At 46.8% G+C, this 18,579-nt stretch carries 18 protein-coding genes; 6 read left to right on the forward strand and 12 right to left on the reverse strand.

Annotated features, from left to right (window positions below; all coding sequences use genetic code 11):
* The first annotated feature begins 185 nt into the window (after positions 1-185).
* Together ACQRBJ_RS14530 and ACQRBJ_RS14535 are read left to right on the forward strand one after the other, a co-directional pair.
* Positions 186-506, forward strand: a complete 321-nt coding sequence (locus ACQRBJ_RS14530; protein ID WP_256626096.1) for a hypothetical protein — start codon at positions 186-188, stop codon at positions 504-506.
* A 348-nt stretch (positions 507-854) separates the two neighbouring features.
* Complete coding sequence (locus tag ACQRBJ_RS14535; protein WP_445304035.1) at positions 855-1,073, forward strand: hypothetical protein; 219 nt, start codon at positions 855-857, stop codon at positions 1,071-1,073.
* A gap of 240 nt (positions 1,074-1,313) precedes the next feature.
* Here ACQRBJ_RS14535 and ACQRBJ_RS14540 read toward each other — a convergent pair whose 3' ends face one another.
* Positions 1,314-1,637, reverse strand: a complete 324-nt coding sequence (locus tag ACQRBJ_RS14540; protein ID WP_441933914.1) for a type II toxin-antitoxin system RelB/DinJ family antitoxin — start codon at positions 1,635-1,637, stop codon at positions 1,314-1,316.
* 512 nt (positions 1,638-2,149) lie between these two features.
* Here ACQRBJ_RS14540 and ACQRBJ_RS14545 point away from each other — a divergent pair.
* Positions 2,150-2,287: a hypothetical protein gene (locus ACQRBJ_RS14545; protein ID WP_445304036.1), complete on the forward strand. Its 138-nt coding sequence runs from the start codon at positions 2,150-2,152 to the stop codon at positions 2,285-2,287.
* Here ACQRBJ_RS14545 and cysK read toward each other — a convergent pair.
* From cysK to ACQRBJ_RS14575, 6 genes are all read right to left on the reverse strand, one after another.
* Entirely contained in the window at positions 2,260-3,207 is a 948-nt protein-coding gene (gene cysK, locus ACQRBJ_RS14550; RefSeq protein ID WP_217313789.1) for a cysteine synthase A, read from the reverse strand. The two genes, ACQRBJ_RS14545 and cysK, sit on opposite strands and share 28 nt — an antisense overlap.
* A 31-nt stretch (positions 3,208-3,238) precedes the next feature.
* Positions 3,239-4,534 carry an O-acetylhomoserine aminocarboxypropyltransferase/cysteine synthase family protein gene (locus ACQRBJ_RS14555; RefSeq protein ID WP_006849406.1) on the reverse strand — a complete coding sequence of 432 codons (1,296 nt, stop codon included), beginning with the start codon at positions 4,532-4,534 and terminating at the stop codon, positions 3,239-3,241.
* A gap of 266 nt (positions 4,535-4,800) precedes the next feature.
* Positions 4,801-5,694, reverse strand: coding sequence for a hypothetical protein (locus ACQRBJ_RS14560; RefSeq protein WP_445304037.1), 894 nt, complete (start codon positions 5,692-5,694; stop codon positions 4,801-4,803).
* Between the two features lie 63 nt (positions 5,695-5,757).
* Positions 5,758-6,204, reverse strand: a complete 447-nt coding sequence (locus tag ACQRBJ_RS14565; protein WP_295023335.1) for a DUF6108 family protein — start codon at positions 6,202-6,204, stop codon at positions 5,758-5,760.
* 62 nt (positions 6,205-6,266) lie between these two features.
* A complete protein-coding gene (locus tag ACQRBJ_RS14570) occupies positions 6,267-6,770 on the reverse strand; it encodes a hypothetical protein (RefSeq protein WP_443966061.1) in 504 nt (167 codons plus the stop codon).
* Positions 6,767-7,282, reverse strand: coding sequence for an RNA polymerase sigma factor (locus tag ACQRBJ_RS14575; protein ID WP_295348371.1), 516 nt, complete (start codon positions 7,280-7,282; stop codon positions 6,767-6,769). The genes ACQRBJ_RS14570 and ACQRBJ_RS14575 overlap by 4 nt, the downstream gene beginning before the upstream one ends.
* 156 nt (positions 7,283-7,438) lie before the next feature.
* Between ACQRBJ_RS14575 and ACQRBJ_RS14580 the strand changes: the two genes are divergently transcribed.
* A complete protein-coding gene (locus ACQRBJ_RS14580) occupies positions 7,439-9,019 on the forward strand; it encodes an L-lactate permease (protein WP_445304038.1) in 1,581 nt (526 codons plus the stop codon).
* A gap of 333 nt (positions 9,020-9,352) precedes the next feature.
* Here the strand turns inward: ACQRBJ_RS14580 and ACQRBJ_RS14585 are convergent, their stop codons facing one another.
* Positions 9,353-10,297, reverse strand: a complete 945-nt coding sequence (locus tag ACQRBJ_RS14585; RefSeq protein ID WP_445304039.1) for a DMT family transporter — start codon at positions 10,295-10,297, stop codon at positions 9,353-9,355.
* Between the two features lie 175 nt (positions 10,298-10,472).
* On the opposite strand from ACQRBJ_RS14585, the gene ACQRBJ_RS14590 reads away from it, so the two are divergent.
* The gene (locus ACQRBJ_RS14590) at positions 10,473-11,291 is read left to right on the forward strand and encodes an AAA family ATPase (RefSeq protein WP_153121923.1); all 819 of its coding nucleotides are present in this window, start codon (positions 10,473-10,475) and stop codon (positions 11,289-11,291) included.
* 96 nt (positions 11,292-11,387) lie between these two features.
* Positions 11,388-12,386 carry a DUF4435 domain-containing protein gene (locus ACQRBJ_RS14595; protein WP_295348364.1) on the forward strand — a complete coding sequence of 333 codons (999 nt, stop codon included), beginning with the start codon at positions 11,388-11,390 and terminating at the stop codon, positions 12,384-12,386.
* 157 nt (positions 12,387-12,543) lie between these two features.
* On the opposite strand, the gene ACQRBJ_RS14600 is transcribed toward ACQRBJ_RS14595, so the two are convergent.
* The 4 genes from ACQRBJ_RS14600 to dxs all read right to left on the reverse strand — a co-directional run bounded on the left by ACQRBJ_RS14600 (position 12,544) and on the right by dxs (position 18,311).
* Positions 12,544-13,506 (reverse strand): type I phosphomannose isomerase catalytic subunit, encoded by a 963-nt coding sequence (locus tag ACQRBJ_RS14600; RefSeq protein WP_153121921.1) that lies wholly within the window; start codon positions 13,504-13,506, stop codon positions 12,544-12,546.
* Between the two features lie 72 nt (positions 13,507-13,578).
* The gene (locus ACQRBJ_RS14605) at positions 13,579-15,036 is read right to left on the reverse strand and encodes a TrkH family potassium uptake protein (RefSeq protein WP_445304040.1); all 1,458 of its coding nucleotides are present in this window, start codon (positions 15,034-15,036) and stop codon (positions 13,579-13,581) included.
* 42 nt (positions 15,037-15,078) lie between these two features.
* Complete coding sequence (gene trkA, locus ACQRBJ_RS14610; RefSeq protein ID WP_294970933.1) at positions 15,079-16,422, reverse strand: Trk system potassium transporter TrkA; 1,344 nt, start codon at positions 16,420-16,422, stop codon at positions 15,079-15,081.
* Positions 16,419-18,311, reverse strand: a complete 1,893-nt coding sequence (gene dxs / locus ACQRBJ_RS14615) for a 1-deoxy-D-xylulose-5-phosphate synthase (RefSeq protein WP_445304041.1) — start codon at positions 18,309-18,311, stop codon at positions 16,419-16,421. Before dxs ends, trkA begins: the two co-directional genes overlap by 4 nt.
* Positions 18,312-18,579: the final 268 nt, after the last annotated feature.

The raw sequence follows: 18,579 nt of genomic DNA on the forward strand, positions 1-18,579 counted from the left end.
CAAAGCCCTGCGCCATGTTTTGCGGGCTGGGACCGCCTGGGGAATAGCAGTTAATAGTTCACTGTTGATTTTGTAGTAATTGGCTGATAACTTGCAGATTTCTTGTGATTTTCTTGGTGGATTCAAGAAAAAAGCGTATCTTTGGCGGTAGAATGTTGAACTAGAATTAATAGGAGGCTAGAATTATGTATACAACTGGTAATACAACAAATTCAGTTCTTTCTTTGTCTCCTGAACTCATGAAAGAGTTGGCGGAGTATGCTGTTAAAGAACATCGTGCTGGTCGTTGCTTGACCCAAGAACAAGTGGAAAAATCTGTGATGGAGACTATGGGATGGAGTTCTCCCTCTTGTCACGAACAGGAGGTTGTTGTTTCTGATTGTTTTATTCAGATGGCTGATGCAGAATTAGATAGAATGTGGAATGAAGGAACATTTAATGAAGAACGTATCGAAAGCTTCCGGCATCTCCATGAACGTACTCCATACAAATTAAAAAAGAAATAATTATGGAAGGAATGTATATTGTTTTGGGTGGTGTTGGCATCGTTGCCTGCTGTCTTTACCTTTGGTCTGCTTTTACGAAAAGCGGTAAGAAGTGGATTGAGAGTCTTTAGGGCTTTTCACCGTTGCTCAAACCGCTACGTTCTAAGGTTGGCGGGGCATCAAAGCCCTGCGCCATGGTTGTGCGGGATGAGACAGCCTGGGAATAGCAGTTTATTGTTTACAGTTAATAGTTCACAGTTGATTTTGTAGTAATTGGCTGATAACTTGCAGATTTCTTGTGATTTTCTTGGTGGATTCAAGAAAAAAGTGTAATTTTGGCGGCAAAGTTGAACGTTTAATTGAAATAGAATGGAACAGACTGTATTTAACCCTGCTCAGATGAAGGTTCTTCAAATGATGTCTTATATCAAGACTCCACAGGAATTAGATAATCTTGAAAATGTTCTCTCTCAATACTTTGCAAAGAAGGTTGATGAGGGGATTGATGAGTTGTGCGATAATGGAAGTATAACTCTTGATACCATAGAGAGCTGGGGTAATGAACATTTACGTACCTCTGGCAAATGAGAAAGATAGTTCTTGATACTAATTGCTTATTGATGAGCCTTCCAAGGATAAGCCCTTATCGTAAGATTTCGTGGAGTTATTATTGCGGAATCAAGGAAATAATCATCTTAATTAATAGTTTAAGATGTCGTAACTATTGATTATAGCAAGTAGTAGAAGGAACTCATCTCGGTCTTCTTCAAGTCTTTACGACCCCTTCGGTTCCCCTTGGTTATAAACGAGGATACGATAATGTTCGTATCAATGACTGCATATACCATTGCGTTCTTTTCTTAATCGTCTGGCTTCTCTGATTTCTTCATTGATCTCATCAAGTGACATATCAATGTTATTCTCTCTTGCTGTGTCACACATGTATTGGAACGCAGCCTTTGCTTTCGCAGTCACTTCATCTTCTTCTTCATTCTTTGCCTGAATGGAGAATGGAATGCTCTTACTGCGAATTACTGCCTTAACAAAGATGTTAATGGCGGTATTCGCACTCATACCGAACTGTTCGCAGAGTTTATCAAACTGTGCTTTCTGCTGGTTGTCCATACGGACTGTCATTGCTGTCTGTGCCATAAGTCCAAAATGTTTAATTAATAATCATTCTGACGGCAAATATACATCATTATGGCGTAAAATGGTGCGGTAGTATTAATTATTTAATAAAGATTAATAGTTGAATAAATGATATAACTGCTTTTTTCGATTTTCTGAAGTATTGCCTTGGAAATGAGGAGAAATATGCATATCTTCTGGAGACTTAAACACGGAGATAATCTTTCGGAATCTTCTTTTCTTGAAGCCCTATTTGGGCTGGAGTTTGGTCACGCAGATTTCGCTGATGACGCAGATTTTCTTCTTTACTGTTTATTAGTCCCACAGATTTCACGGATTTACACAGATTTCTTTTGATTTTCTTGGTGGTTTCGAGAAAAAAGTCGTACTTTTGGAAAGTTATATAAATAATATCAGAGAAACACAAAGGGATTAGATCTTAAATTTTAATTATATACGATAAGATGGGCTGAGCTTTGAATAAAAGCTCGGCTCATCTTGTTGGCTATTGTCTTCTCATATAATTTCTTTTGATGAAGAAAATCAAACTTTATGACTACCAGCAGAAGATGCTGGAGGATATCATCAACGTGCTGACCATTATGATAGATTTTGCTTCCATCAGAAAATATCCGATTGTGAATTACAATGGATACTCCTCGAAAGCGTAGAGTACAGTGCTCAAATAACGCTCGCCAGTATCTGGCAAGAGGGCTACAATCTTCTTGCCCTTGTTCTCAGGACGCTTCGCAATCTCGGTGGCTGCAAAGGCGGCAGCACCTGATGAGATTCCTACCAAGAGGCCCTCGGTCTGAGCCAAATCACGACCAGCCTTGATGGCATCATCGTTCTGAATATCCAATACCTCATCGATATATTCTGAAGAGTAAGTCTCTGGAACGAAGCCGGCACCGATGCCCTGAATCTTGTGAGGACCGCTCTGTCCGCCGTTCAATACAGGCGATGTGGCAGGTTCTACGGCAATCACCTTCACGTTTGGATTCTGCTCCTTCAGGTACTTGGCGATACCAGAAATGGTTCCACCGGTTCCTACACCGGCTACGAAGATATCAATCTCGCCATCGGTATCAGCCCAGATTTCAGGACCGGTTGTGGCATAGTGCTTGGCAGGATTGGATGGGTTGGTAAACTGTCCCAGAATCACAGAGCCTGGGATGGAATCACGGAGCTCCTCGGCAGCCTTGATGGCGCCAGGCATTCCGTCCTTACCGCTGGTCAATCTCACTTCTGCGCCGTAAGCCTTCACCAGGTTTCTGCGCTCCACACTCATGGTTTCTGGCATGGTGAGGATGAGGTGATAGCCCTTTACGGCTGATACCAGAGCCAGGCCTACACCCGTATTACCGCTGGTTGGTTCGATGATGGTGGCACCTGGTTTCAGGATGCCCTTCTGCTCAGCGTCTTCAATCATTGCAAGTGCGATACGATCCTTTACGCTTCCGCCAGGATTGAAGAATTCTACCTTAGCAATCACAGGAGTCTCCAAACCCTTGGATGCTGAATACTTACCCAATTCCACTAATGGGGTCTTACCGATTAAATCAGTAATCTGTTTATATATCTTTGCCATAACTGTACTCAAATTTAAATCATTCATATTTTTACTTTACGTAGGTAAATGCCTCATCGAGTGCCTCAATCAGGTCGTCGATGTTCTCGATACCGATGCTCAGGCGAACGGTAGAAGGATAGATGTGCTGCTCCTCCAATTCCTCTGGGCTCAACTGAGAGTGAGTGGTTGTTGCTGGGTGGATAACCAGTGACTTCACGTCGGCTACGTTAGCCAGCAAAGAGAAGATGCGCAGGTGGTCGATGAACTCCCATGCCTCTTTCTCGCCGCCCTTGATATCGAAGGTGAAGATAGAACCACCGCCGTTAGGGAAGAGCTTCTTGTAAAGCTCGTGGTCTGGATGAGAAGGAACGGCTGGGTGATTAACCTTAGCCACCTTAGGGTTGTTCTCCAGATACTCTACCACCTTCAATGCATTCTGAACGTGACGCTCTACACGGAGGCTCAATGTCTCCAAGCCCTGAAGAAGAATCCAGGCATTGAATGGAGAGATGGTTGCACCGGTATCACGAAGGATGACCGCACGGATTCTGGTTACGAAGGCTGCTGCTCCGGCTACATCTGCGAATACGGCACCATGATAAGATGGGTCTGGCTTGGCGAGAGTTGGGAACTTGTCGGCATTTGCCTTCCAGTCGAACTTACCGCCATCTACGATGACACCACCGAGAGATGAACCGTGACCGCCGATGAACTTGGTAGCAGAGTGAACCACGATATCTGCTCCGTGCTCGATAGGGCGGATGAGGTATGGGGTGCCGAAGGTGTTATCGATAATCAATGGGATGTTGTGGCGATGAGCAATCTCAGCCAACTTATCGATATCGGTTACATCAGAGTTAGGATTTCCAAAGGTCTCTGCATAGAGTGCCTTGGTATTGTCCTGGATAGCAGCCTCTACCTGCTCGAAGTTGCGAGGATCCACGATGGTGTAGCTTACACCCTGTGTGGATAATGTATGAGTGATGAGGTTATAAGTACCACCGTAGATGTTGTCGGCAGCTACGATGTGGTCGCCGTTCTGAAGGATGTTCTGCAGAGCGTAGGTAACGGCGGCAGCACCAGAAGCGACAGCCAAACCTGCTACACCACCCTCGAGGGCAGCTACACGGTCTTCGAATACACCCTGAGTAGAGTTGGTCAAGCGACCATAGATGTTACCTGCGTCACGGAGTCCGAAGCGATCGGCAGCGTGCTGAGAGTTGCGGAACACGTAACTTGTGGTCTGGTAGATAGGCACCGCACGAGCGTCGGTAGCTGGATCTGGATTTTCCTGACCTACATGCAACTGAAGTGTCTCAAAGCGAAGTTTCTTTTCTGTACTCATAATCTATGTCCTTTCTTTAATTTTACGTTAATATTCAATCTATTCATTTATATAAATCTGTCGCCCAGAAATCAGATTGATGTTCTCTCTCAGAAAGACATTCTTCTGAAAGACATTCTGATGTCCTTCTGAAAGTCATCATACTGTTTGTTCTGATTGACGCTGCAAAGGTACGGCGATTTTTTGGATTCTGAAATAGCATATGAGTAGTATTCCTGCTACCACGTTTGTGGTATTCGGGCATTTTTTTCGATTTTTTAGAGAAATTACAGTCTAAATCCTAAGCCGATGGTCATCGGGTAGCACTCGGGAGCCTTGGTCTTGTTGAGCAGCGGGGTTACTCCGACACGGGCGTAGAGCATCACTCCTGAGTAGCCGGCACGGGCCTCCAGGTTCACGCCGATAGGGTTGAGGTTGATATCGCCCGTTTCGGTATGCTTGTGCTTGCCTATGAAGTAGCGGGAATGCTCGTGCCAGCGGTATTCTACCGATGGACCTAACGCCAGGAATGCATCATGGCATCCTATGCGCTTCTGCCACTCCAGCATGATAGGCAGGCGGAGCACATTGTAGCTGATATAGCTTTTCTTCAGCGTTTCGCCTTCTATCGGAGTCATGGCCGATACCCCGTTTTCGGTGCTTAATACATAATTGTCCTTGAAATGGTGGTGCACCTGTCCGATGGAGAGAGAGGAGGTGAGCGCCATTTCGTTGGAAAGGCGGAAGCAGAGACTGGTGAGTGTGATGCCCCATTCCCACGACTTGGAGTCGCGACTATGCATCTCGTTGTTGCCTCCCATGCTTCCCCTGCTACCTGGCAACTGGCTGCAGCCGAAGAAGAAGGTTGGATAATGACTCTCCAGACTGCGCTTGCGCTTTCTCAAGGTCTGAGGGATGAAAGGCGAGGTGACAAATACCTTTTCTACTTCCTGACCATCTACGAATTGGGTTTCGGAAATCTTGGTCATCTCGTTGCCGTTCATCTTATATATCTTCACAGAAGTCTGTTCACCATCCTGCTTGATGACGATGTTCTGGTCGTTCACTCTGATTGTGGTGTCGTTAGCCTCTACCGAGGCTGGTGCACAGTTGCTGTTGGTTTCAGCAAGGGCGAAGGCTGGCATCATGGCAGCCATCATCATTACGTTTTTGATATTCATAATACTATATTTTATGTTGTTTCTTATTCTTATTGAGAGGATTCCTGTAGGAAGATGTTGCTTCTATCTTCTGGAATAGCAGAGTTGCATGATGTCTTCGGGCGACAGGTCGCCTTCGATATAAATCACGGTTCCCTTGCTTTCATTCGGATTACTGAAGAGGATAAAGCGGTTGTTGCCATTGCTCAAGGGCGCCATCATGTAATAGCCGCTCACCATCTTGCCATTCTCCACCACCTCTCTGATCTTTTTCGCAGCCTTGCGGTCGGACTTCAGATAGTGGGCTATTTCCGTGGAGTGGTTCTTATATACCAGGCTCTTGTATATCTTGAGCTTGTAACCTTTGAGTTGCGTATTCTGCATCGTAACCATCTTGCATCCCTTGGCGTGTCCGAATCGTTGGAATATACTTTTTACGTACAGCCCCTCCTGGGCATTAGCCGAAATCGAGGCTACCACGATAAGAAGCAGTCCGATGAAGAAGCGTTTTATCAAGTTGCATCGTTTCATATTCTATACCTTATTATATATATTATACTTTATAGTTTGATTGATTCATCTAAAAGATGAATTTATTGTTTCATCATATCCAGGGCACTGAATGGATCTTCGGAATCTGCCGAAACATCTTCCAGGGCATCCAGGGCTTCGTTATGAACGAACTCCTGGTCGGTATAAACCTTTCCATCGATAACCGCATAACATTCAGGCTGAGGCTGGGCTATCTTCTGGATGCCCACAATCAGGAATGCGATGGTAGCGGCTGCTGCCACAGAAGTGCCGAAATATTTGAGCCATCTGCTGCGAGAAGCTTCCTTTTTTGGGATTTCTTCCTTCTCGATATCTTTCTTTTCGAAATCCTCCTCCTTCTCTTCTTCTCCTTTTAGAATTTGAGAAAGATTCATCTGTTCGAATCCGATATAGCTGAAGAGGGCGCGGTAGGATTCCCATTCTTCCGGAATATCATTGGCATGCTCTTCGAAATACTTTCTGAGCGTTGCCTCTTCCTCATTGGATGTGGCACCATCCATATACTTGTCGAGCAAGTTCTGTATTCTTTTTATTTCATCATTCATAACTTTTCCTCCTTCTTTATTTTGTTCTGTTTCACGATGTTCATATAAGTCTCTCTGATTTTGAGTCGGGCTCTGGAGAGATTCTTTCGGAGATTATCAGCTGTGCATCCCGTTATCTGCATGATTTCATCGGCAGTATAGCCTTCTATCTCCTTCATGCGGAATATCTGCTGCTGCAAGGGCGGAAGCTGTGCCACTATCTGCTTGATAAGGTTTACCTCGTCCCGTTGCTCTGCCCGCCGGTCTTCTATGGGCACTTCCATCACCTTGTCGGTGGTGAAGTTCCGCTCCTCATGTCGGCACTGGTCATAAAACTTGTTGCGCATGATGGTGATGGCTAGAGCCTTGAGGTTATCTTCTGCCTGGATATTCTGGCGCATGTCCCACAGCCTGAGCATGACTTCCTGCACGAGGTCTTCGGCATTGTCGTCATTCTCAGTCAACCTTAGCGCATACGCTTTCAAGTTGCTGCGCATCGGTAGGATGATATGTTTGAATTCTTCTGTTCTCATAACCTTTACATTCTATAGACGTATGAAATTGAAAAATCGGACATCTAAGAAGAGATTTTTTTCAAAAAATGCTTTCTTTTTTCAAAGAAAAATGTTATTTTTGCAGTCATAAACATAAAATTTTGCAATCGAAAACATTAAAAAACTGAATGGCTTATGGCATCTGTAGTTTCTATTATTCCCATCGTGTTGCTGTTCATCCTGATGCTCGGCTTCAAGATGGCAGGTCATAAAAGCGCCTTGCTGACGCTCGTAATTACCGTGTTGCTCGCTCTCTTCGTTGCTTCGCCGCTAGGCATGATTGCCCCAGAACATGCGGAGGACAGTGTTATCGCCCTGACGGGATGGGCGGTGGTGGAAGGCATCCTGAAGGCGGTGTTCCCAATTCTCATCATCATCCTAATGGCTATCTACAGCTATAATATCCTCGTGGAAAGCAAGCAGATAGAGGTAATCAAGAGACAGTTTACATCGATTACCGATGATAAGGGGCTGCTCGTGCTACTCCTCGTATGGGGATTCGGCGGACTGCTCGAAGGTATGGCGGGCTTCGGAACAGCGGTGGCGATACCTGCTGCCATCCTCATCGGACTCGGCTTCAAACCGATGTTTTCGGCTCTGGTATCCTTGATCGGTAATACCGTGGCTACGGGATTTGGTGCCGTGGGCGTGCCGGTTACTACGCTCTGTAATGAGGTGGCTGAAAGCGGATCGGCTTCGGCGGCACAGATTTGCGAGACTTCGGCCTTCGCCATCATCCAGCTGTCACCTCTCTTTATCATCCTGCCTTTCATCATCCTGACGCTTACCGATAAGCATAATCTTATCAAGAATCTCATCATCGCCTTTTGGGTGGGAGTGATTTCCGTGGTAGTGCAGTTTGTATGCGGCTATTATCTCGGTTCGGAGACACCAGCCATCATCGGCTCGTTGGCTGCCATTATCGCCATCATTGCATACGCCAAGGTGTTTGCCAGAAAGAGCAAGGTGCAGGATAAGGAAACCTTTACGCTTGCCGAGAGCCTGAAGGCATGGAGCGTTTACCTCTTTATATTGATATTCATCCTGGTTTCCGGCGCACTCTGTCCTCCGGTCAATGCTTTCCTCAAGAGTCATCTGGTAAGTGCAGTTCATCTGCCTGTGCTCGACAGTACCTTTAAGTTTGGCTGGATTTCCAATGCAGGACTGATGCTCTTCCTGGGTGCTACGATTGGTGGACTGATACAGGGATTAAGTCTCAAGAGACTGATGGTGATTCTTGCCCGTACCACGGTGAATCTGCGCAAGACGGTAGTGACCATCTGTTCGCTGATAGCCCTGGCAAGTGTGATGAACTATTCGGGAATGATTACTTCCATCGCCTCAGGACTGGTGGCAGTAACGGGTGATTTCTATCCTCTGGTTGCACCGATGATTGGTGCCATCGGAACCTTCGTTACGGGGTCTGATACCTCTTCGAATATCCTTTTTGCCAAGCTCCAGGCTCATGTAGCCAACCAGTTGGGCATGACGGGACAGAGCACATTCTTTGGTATGGAGGGCGGTCAGGAGAACTGGCTGGTAGCTGCCAATACCACGGGAGCCACGGGTGGCAAGATGATCAGTCCGCAGAGCATCGCCATCGCGACTGCAGCCTGCGATATGGAGGGAAAGGATGGAGAGATTCTCCGTTCGGCTATCCCATACGCCCTGCTGTATATCGTATTGGGCGGATTGATGGTTTACTTCGGTTGCTGATATTTTTTCTTATATAAAAAACTGTCCTCATCTGTTATCTCAGATGGGGACAGTTTCAGTTTTATAAATCGACATTAAGATATCTGCAAAGCTTCTTCTCTTTTTTTTCAAGAACGCAAATCCGCTAGGCGTCCCGCCGGAATTGCAATCCGGCGTCAAAAAATGTCCTAACCTATTTTGGCTCTGCGGATTTGCAATCCGCAGCAAAGAAGTGTGCTTTTTCCTTTTGTTGGGGGATTATAAATCCCCCGGTTTTAATAGGTCGAACCCTTTTTTGCGGCGGATTGCAAATCCGCCGGGACGCCTAGCGGACTTATGACACACCTACTTCTTTTAAGCATGTCTTTTCTCGTAAGCCAGACTGTGGTCGTGCTGGTCGATATCATGCTTCGACTTACTCTTTACTACGAGCCATACGCCAGAGAATACAAGGATGGCGGCAATCGCCTGTATACCCTTGAATACGGAGAGACCTACGATGACACTCACCGTGACCGATACCAGCGGCTGCACATAGTTATATACACTCACCACGGTAGGGCGCAGAGTCTTCTGACCAATCATCATGCAGATGTAGCCCAGGAAGGTGCCGAATAGAACTACGTAGCCCGTTTCCCACCAGGTGCTCATCGGAACATGGGCAAAGTCGATGTTCATGACGTGGCTGATGGTGAAAGGCCATATAATGATGGTTGCCCAGAGGAACATCCACTTGTTGATGGTGAAGAGCGAATACTTAGACAGCAGGTTCTTGAAGAGCGACAGGTAGAGGGCGAAGGAAAGCTGAGCCGACATACAGAGCAGGTCGCCCCAGATGTTTCCCACCTTGGCATTGCCAGCCGTAGCACTTGTCATGATGATGATGACGGCACCAGCACATCCCATCAGTACACCGAGCGCCTTCTTCCAGGTGATAGGCTCCTTCAATATCAGGAAGGAGAGAATCATGGCGAAGATAGGCATCGAGGTGGTCATGATGCTGGAATTGCTAGGCGAGGTCATGTTCAGACCGATGGTGTAAGAACACTGGTTGAACACGAGGGCAAAGAGTCCTGCAGCAGCAAACTTGAAGATGTCTTTTACTGGAACATGCTCTTTCTTGGTGAAGAGCGAGGTGAGCCAGAAGAGAATGGCGCCACCCAATACGCGGAAGCTCACCAGGTCTATGCCGTCGATGCCGTGAAGCATGGCATCCTTGCCTACGGGAGCCATCAGTCCCCAGAATGCACCGGAACAGAAGAGGCACAGGTGGGCGATAAGAGGTCGTTTGTTATCCATTTTTCCTTATTTCTATTTAAATCTTCTTTATTTTGAATAAAATCGAGTGCAAAGGTACAAAAATTCGAGGAATTTTGCTATATTTGCGGTATATTTTTTGGAAGTTAAAGGAGTTAAGAAGTTAAGACAATAGTCTTTTTCCGTTCTTGACTATTAAAGATAGGAGATTATTCTTATGCAGAAATATGCTGATTATATCAAACAGATAGAGATAGAATCTCTTTGGAGCGGTACCAAACATATTCTTTGGAACCTCGACCGCCGTGTCAATATCCTGAGTGGTGTAAACGGCGTGGGCAAGAGTACTATATTAAATAAGGTGGTAAAGGGGCTGGCGGCTGGCGGTGAATTTCCTAGTCACATGATCAAGGGCGTGCATCTGAAGGTGGAGCCGGAGGAGGCTAAGTGGATTCGCTATGATGTAATCCGATCGGTAGACCGACCATTGATGAATGCCGAGATGATCAACAAGATAGACCTTACTCTGGTTACCGAACTCGACTGGCAGCTCTTCCAGCTGCAGCGCAAGTATCTGGATTATCAGGTGAACATCGGCAACCGCATCATCGCCGTGCTTCAGAGTGGCGAACCGGATGCTGCCTTCAAGGCTCAGCAGCTGAGCGAACCGAAGAGAATGTTCCAGGATATAGTAGATGGTCTTTTCAAGGATACCGGCAAGACTATCATCCGTACAGCCAACGAAATCCGCTTCAACCAGATAGGTGAGCAGCTCTCGCCTTATCAGCTTTCGGCTGGTGAGAAGCAGATTCTCGCCATCCTCCTTACCGTGCTGGTGGAGGACAACCAATCATACGTCCTCTTTATGGATGAGCCAGAAATCAGCCTTCACTTCGAATGGCAGAAGCAGCTCATCGGTCTGGTATTGAAACTGAATCCGAATATCCAGATCATCATGACCACCCATAGTCCTGCTGTGGTGATGGACGGATGGACAGACAGGGTGACGGATGTGAACGATATCACGATTTCGTAATTAATAATGTACAATTAATAATGTACAATGTATAATGGTAGAATGGGGCATTGTACATTATACATTATACATTATAAATTATTAATTAAAAGTATTATGGCTAAACGTTTAACCGATAATATTAATTCCCTCTACTTCGAGGCCGCCAACAAGATGACCTCGAAGAAGGCTCGGCGCAAGATAGTGGCTTATGTCGAAAGCTACGATGATGTCTTCTTCTGGCGTTCGGTATTGGGAAAGTATGAGGATGAGACGCGCTATTTCGAAATCCTGCTTCCTACCCGCAACAACCATCTGGACCGTGGTAAGAAGGCGGCTATCGTGAATATGCTCAAGGGAGTGGGAAGGGATATGATAGCCTGCGTGGATGCCGACTATGATTTCCTGAGGCAGGGTTCTACCGAAGCCTCGCAGCAGATGCTGGAGAATCCCTATATCTTCCATACCTACGCTTATGCCATCGAGAATTTCCAGTGTTATTCCAAGGGTTTGCATGAAACCTGCGTGATGGTGACGTTGAACGATGCCCATATCTTCGATTTCGAAAGATTCATGGAGGCGTATTCCCGTACGATATGGCCGCTCTTCGTGTGGCATCTTCTCTTTTATATCCGTCATTGCAAGATGTCGATGCATTTTGATATGGCAGAGTTCGACAAGGTCATCGTATTACCGTCAGTCAGAATCCAGGACCCGCAGCAGGCTATCAATTATCTTGCCAAGAAGGTGAGGGCGAAGCTTTTCCAGCTGGAGCGTCGCTTCAAGACGTTCAAGGATGAGCTGCCGGATATGATCCAGTATCTGAATAATCTGGGGGTAAACGAGCATAATACCTATTTATATATACAGGGTCATCATCTTTTCGACCTGGTGGTTTTCCCTTTGGTGCAGAGCGTCTGCGATACGCTGCGCAATGTCAGGGAGAATGAAATCCGTGCCAGGGCTGTCCATACCGAGCAGGCACGGACAGAGATGGCATGCTATGAGAACAGTCTGGGCAAGGTGAAAATGATGATGAAGAAGAACACCTTCTACCAGTTCTCTCCGGAATTCCAGAAGATTCAGGCGGATGTGGAAAGATTTTTAGAAAGGTAAAAAAGTAAAAAGGTAAAAGGGTAAAAAGGATATTTAAAGGTAAAAGGGTAAAAAGGTAAAAGGGTAAAAAAGTAAAAAAGGTAAAAAGAAAGCAGGCAGATGACATTCCGCCAGGCTCTTTTTACCTTTTTACCCTTTTACCTTTTTACTTTTAAATTTATACGTATGTCTCCAGGAACTTCAAGGTTCCTTCTACCTTCAATGTCTGGGTAGAGGCAGGAACTACGATGCTCTCGCCACCCTGGAGCGTAATCTCGTTACCCTCGTTGTCGGTAATCTTAGCCTCACCCTTCAAGCCAATCAGAATCACGAAGCTGTCCAGCTCTGAATAATCCAAAGTCATAGGTTCATCGAGATCATAAACGGCTGTGGTGAAGTAAGGGCACTGTACCATGCTAACACCCTGGTTCTTGGCAGGAGTGTAGTTCTGGCGATAGTCTGGCAATACGGTGTAGTCGATGCACTCGGCAGCCTCCTTGGTGTGGAGCTGGCGATAGTTGCCATCCTTGTCCTTGCGCTTGAAGTCGTAGATGCGATAGGTTACATCGCTGGTCTGCTGAATCTCTGCAACGAAACAGCCTGTTCCGATGGCATGGATTCTGCCGGCAGGGATAAAGAAGCAGTCGTCCTCCTTCACGTTATACTGAGCCAGGGCATCGGTGATGGTATCATTCTCCACCATCTCCTTGTACTGCTCAGGAGTAATCTGCATCTTCAAGCCGTTGTAGAGCTTGGCATCCGGCTCGCTTGGCAGCGCATACCACATCTCGGTCTTGCCGCGCTCCTTACCCTGCTTCTTGGCAATTTCGTCATTAGGATGTACCTGGATAGAAAGGTCGGTATTGGCATCGATAAACTTGATAAGCAATGGAAACTCGTTGCCAAAACGCTTGTAGTTCTCTGCACCGAGGAAGTTCTCCTTCAACTCAGCAACTACCTCATTGAGTTTCTTGCCCTTCATCTCGCCGTCAGCTACGATGCTCTCGTTGCCAGGAACACCTGAGATTTCCCAACTCTCGCCAACTTTCTCCTGTTTGATGTCAAGATGCTTGAAGGCGATAATCTTGTTTCCACCCCAGATGGTGGACTTCAATAGTGGTTCAAATTTTAATGGTTTCATAATTTTATGGAATTAGTTGATAAAATGTTCTATTGTAATAGAACTCTTCGTTCTTTATTCTTCACTTGAACTCTAGTTCTCTCTCCAGAAGGCAGGAGTAAAGATTACCAGTACGCTGAATATCTCCAGACGTCCGATGAGCATCATCAGCGAACAGAACCATTTTGCCACATCCGGCAGTTCGCTCCACGACATCGTCGGACCAATCTCCGTGCCCAGCGTAGGACCTACGTTGCCCACACAGCTCAGGGTGATGGTGATGGCATTGGTGTTGTCGATGCCCATGGCTATCATCGTGAAAGAGATAACCAGACAGATGATGAGATAGGTGGTGAGGAAGGCGAGCAAGGTGACTCGTTTCTGCATCGGTACGTTCACGCCATCAATCTTCAATGGAAGTACGGCGTTAGGATGCAGAATCTGGCGGAATTCATTCTTCACCATTCTTACCAGCATCACGGCGCGGATACATTTCAAACCTCCACTCGTACTGCCCGAGCAGGCTCCGAAGAACATGCAGGTTGCCAATACCACCCAGGTGACATGAGGCCAGAGGGCAGCATCATCATTAAACAAGCCTGTGGTGGTGATGAATGACACCACCTGGAAGACGGCGCTGCGGAAGGCATGCTCCATATCGTAGTTGCGCATCGCCATCAGCTCTACCATGATGAAAGCCGTGAATGCCGCAACCAGGAATGCATAAAACTTGAATTCCGAGTTCTTGAACAGATCCTTGATCTTGAACTTAATGACTGCTGCATAAAGTAGGGTGAAGTTCACACCCGATAGGAAGCAGAAGAACGTACAGATGTATTCTAGCGCTGGTGAATGGAAGAACTCGGTACTGCTGTTGTGGGTAGAGAAACCACCCGTTGCCGTCGTGGTCATCGCATAGTTGAAACTGTCGAAGAGGTTCATTCCCGCCACATAGTAGGATACGATGCAGGCAATGGTGAGCACAAGATAGATACTCCATATCCATTTTGCCGAAGTGGAAAGACGGGGATGAAGTTTGGTCTTGATAGGACCCGTAGCCTCGGCAGCAAACACCTTGGTCTGTCCTCCTACAAGCGATGGCAACAGGGCGATGGTGAAGAACACGATTCCCAGACCGCCTATCCACTGTGTGAGCGATCGCCAGAAGAGCAAACCGTGAGGGAAGCATTCTACATCATCAAGAATGGTGGCACCCGTGGTGGTGAATCCCGACATCGTCTCGAAGTAGGCATCCGTAAAGTTGTTGATGTAGCCGCTTACCATGAAGGGCAGCGTACCGAAGAGACTGAAGATAATCCATGAGAGCGAAACCACGAGGTAAGCATCACGGCGCGACATCGAGTTGTCGGCTCCATGACCCTTCCATTTCAGGATAAGTCCGCCTCCGATGGTGATGAGTGTTGCCACAATGAAGGCGAAGATATCATCCTGCTGATAGTAATAGGCTACCAGCAGACTGATGAAGAGCAGGAATGCCTCGATGAAAAGCAGCTGCCCCAAGACCTTGTATATCAGTTTACTGTTTATCATTTTATCTGATTTTCCTTTGTATCATCGTTCTTTGTGTGCTGATTACACAAAGTACTTCTCTATTTTCTTCATATTGATGTTATGGCAGAATACCATCACCGAATCGCCTGGTTCTATCTGGGTATTACCCGAAACGAGCATACCTTCGCTCTTGCGTACCAGTCCACCAATGGTTACACCGATAGGCATACCAAGGTCTTTCACCGGTTTCTTGGTAACCTTGGAACCTTCTTTGGCGATGAACTCAGCCACATCGGCATTGGCATTCATCAGGAAGCGGACGTTCATCACGTCAGCATCCAGCATCATCTGATAGATGTAGCTGGCGGCAATCATCTTCTTGTTGATGATGGTACCGATATCCAGACTTTCTGCCATGCTCACATAGTCTACATTCTCAACGGCAGCTACCGTCTTTCGCACACCCATTCTCTTGGCTGTAAGACAAGCCAGGATATTGGTTTCTGCATTGCCGGTCAGGGCAACGAATGCCTGGGTGCTTCTGATTCCTTCTTCGGTGAGCAATGGAATGTCTCGTCCATCACCATGAATAATCAGGGTCTTGTTCTCGTCCAGAATGTCGTTGAGATATTCGCAGCGGTTCTCATCCTTCTCGATGATTTTGCACTCCATGTATTCAGGCATCTTCTTGACGGCTCTTACGGCAGTGCGTCCGCCACCCATGATCATCACGTTCTTCACGTCTACATAATGTTCCTTGCCCACAATCTTGCGGATATATGGAATATAGTTGCGGGTAGTCATGAAGTAGGCAAGGTCGTAGAGCTTCAGTTCATCGTTACCACCAGGGATGATGGTATCGCTGCCTCGCTTGATGGCTACCACGTGGTATGGGTCGTTAGGACCGCTGATGTTCTTGAGCGGTTCGTTGAGGATTTCGCATCCTTCGCGCAGCTTGATGCCGAGCATGACGAGTGCTCCGTCGTGCACATCCCAACGCTGGCGAACCCAACTCATTTTCAGACCGTTATTGATATCTACTGCAGCCAGCATCTCAGGATAGATGAGCTTGCTGATGCCCAGATTCTTGAAGAATTCCTGTGCTTGTGGCTCCATGTATTCCGGATTGTCAACACGGGCTACTGTACGCTTTGCACCCAGGTTCTTGGCAAGGATGCTAGCTGTGATATTGGTACTCTCTATGGGGGTGACAGCAATGAAAAGATCTGCACAGTCGGCTCCTGCATCACGCAGAATCTTCAGACTGGTAGGCTTTCCTACCATCGTGAGCAGGTCACAGTCTGAGCCGATGCTTGCCAGTCGCTCTTCGCTTTCGTCGATGAGTGTAATTTCTTCATTGCTGCGAGACAGCAGTCTCGCCAAGTGTGTACCTATGGCGTATGCGCCAGCTATGATAATCTTCATTTCTTTATTGCTTCTTTGATTGAATCTTTATCCAGATGCACGATTTCTCTCAGTTCTGCCACAGTACCATGTTCCACGAAGGTATCTGGTATACCCATTCGGGTGATGTGAGGCTGATAGTCGTGATCGTTCATCCATTCGAGTATGGCAGAACCCATTCCGCCCATCCTTACTCCATCTTCGATGGTAACGATGCGGCTGAACTTTTCTCCCACCTCTTTTAATATGTCTTCATCGAGAGGTTTCAGGAAGCGCATATCGTAGTGGGCTACGCTCATGCCTGTTTCTGTTTCTACTTCGGCGATGGCCTTGGCTGCATCATTTCCGATAGGACCGATGGTGAGCACAGCCACGTCCTTTCCATCCTTTAGTTTTCTGCCGGTACCGGTCTTGATTTCTTCCATCGGGTTGCGCCAGTCTACCAGCACACCGTTTCCTCTTGGATAGCGGATTACGTAGCTGCCCTGGTTTGGCAATTGTGCTGAATACATCAGGTTGCGCAACTCATGTTCGTTCATAGGAGAAGCGATGGTAAGATGCGGTATCGGACGGAGGGCTGCCATATCGAAGACTCCGTGATGGGTTGGACCATCTTCGCCTACCAGTCCCGCTCTGTCCAGGCAGATGACTACCGGCAGATTGAGCAATGCCATATCATGGATGATATTGTCGTAGGCACGCTGTGCAAACGAACTGTAGATGTTGCAGAAAGGAATCAGTCCATCTTTCGCCATACCTCCAGAGAAGGTGACGGCATGTCCCTCTGCAATACCCACATCGAAAGTGCGGTTAGGCATCGCCTTCATCATGATGTTCATGGAGCATCCTGTAGGCATGGCTGGAGTCACACCTACTATCTTTTGGTTCTTTTGAGCCAGTTCCAGCAAGGTTTCGCCAAAGACATCCTGGAATTTTGGCGGCTGGTTGCTGGTATCCTTAATCAGTCGCTCACCTGTTTCTGGGTCGAACTTACCCGGTGCGTGCCAGATGGTGGCACTCTTCTCTGCCGGTTTATAACCCTTGCCTTTGGTAGTATGCAGATGCAGCAGCTTAGGACCCTTCATCTGCTTGAGCTGTTTCAGCACTCTCGCCACTTCCTTGACATCGTGACCGTCGAACGGACCGAAATATCGGATGTTCATTCCTTCGAAGATGTTCTGCTGATGGCTCAATGCAGACTTCAGCGCATTGTTAAGACGTAGGATTCCCTTTTTACGGTCTTCGTTCAGATACCCTTTGGAGTGTAGCCACTGTGAAGCCTTGAAGCGGAGCCTGTTGTAAGTTTCATTGGTATCCAGATTGAGAAGGTATTTCTCCATACCACCTACGGCCCTGTCGATACTCATATCGTTGTCGTTGAGGATGATGAGCATATCGTTCGGGGTGCTCGAAACATTGTTCAAGCCCTCGAAAGCCAGTCCGCCACTCATCGCACCGTCGCCGATGACAGCAACGATATTACGGTTGGTTTCTCCAGTTTCTCTTGCAGCAACAGCCATACCGAGTGCTGCGGAAATGGAATTGCTCGCATGTCCGCAGGCGAAGGTATCGTATTCGCTTTCCAAAGGAGTAGGGAATGGACGGATGCCGTGCAACTTGCGGTTGGTACAGAAGTTGTCGCGGCGACCTGTCAGGATTTTATGCCCGTAAGCCTGATGTCCTACATCCCATACGATACGGTCGTAAGGGGTGTTGAAGATATAATGAAGGGCTACGGTTATTTCAACCACACCAAGAGAGGAGGCAAAATGACCAGGATTTACGGCAACCTCGTCGATAATGTCTTCTCTTAACTCTTTACAAACTTGCGGCAGCTGGTCAATACTCAACTTGCGCAAATCTTCTGGGTATTTTATTTTACTTAATAGACTAAACTTGTTCTTGTCCATGTTTTCTTTGTGAAAATCTTCTGCAAAGATAATGCTTTTTTCCTATATAAAGCACTTTTGAGGCAATATTTTCGATTTTTCCGATAATTCTTTGTATTTTTCTACTCATAGTTGATTACTTGTAGATGAACTTTTCAGAGAATTGCTGGCCGTTAACAGAAATGTAGAGTATGTAGATGCCATGTGAATGAGACGATAAAGGAAGACTGATGTTGTATGATGCTATCATGTGTGTAGACGTCAACACAGTCAACCAACAAGCGTTAGG

The sequence above is a fragment of the Prevotella sp. SGI.167 genome (assembly GCF_050313615.1).
Taxonomy (GTDB): domain Bacteria; phylum Bacteroidota; class Bacteroidia; order Bacteroidales; family Bacteroidaceae; genus Prevotella.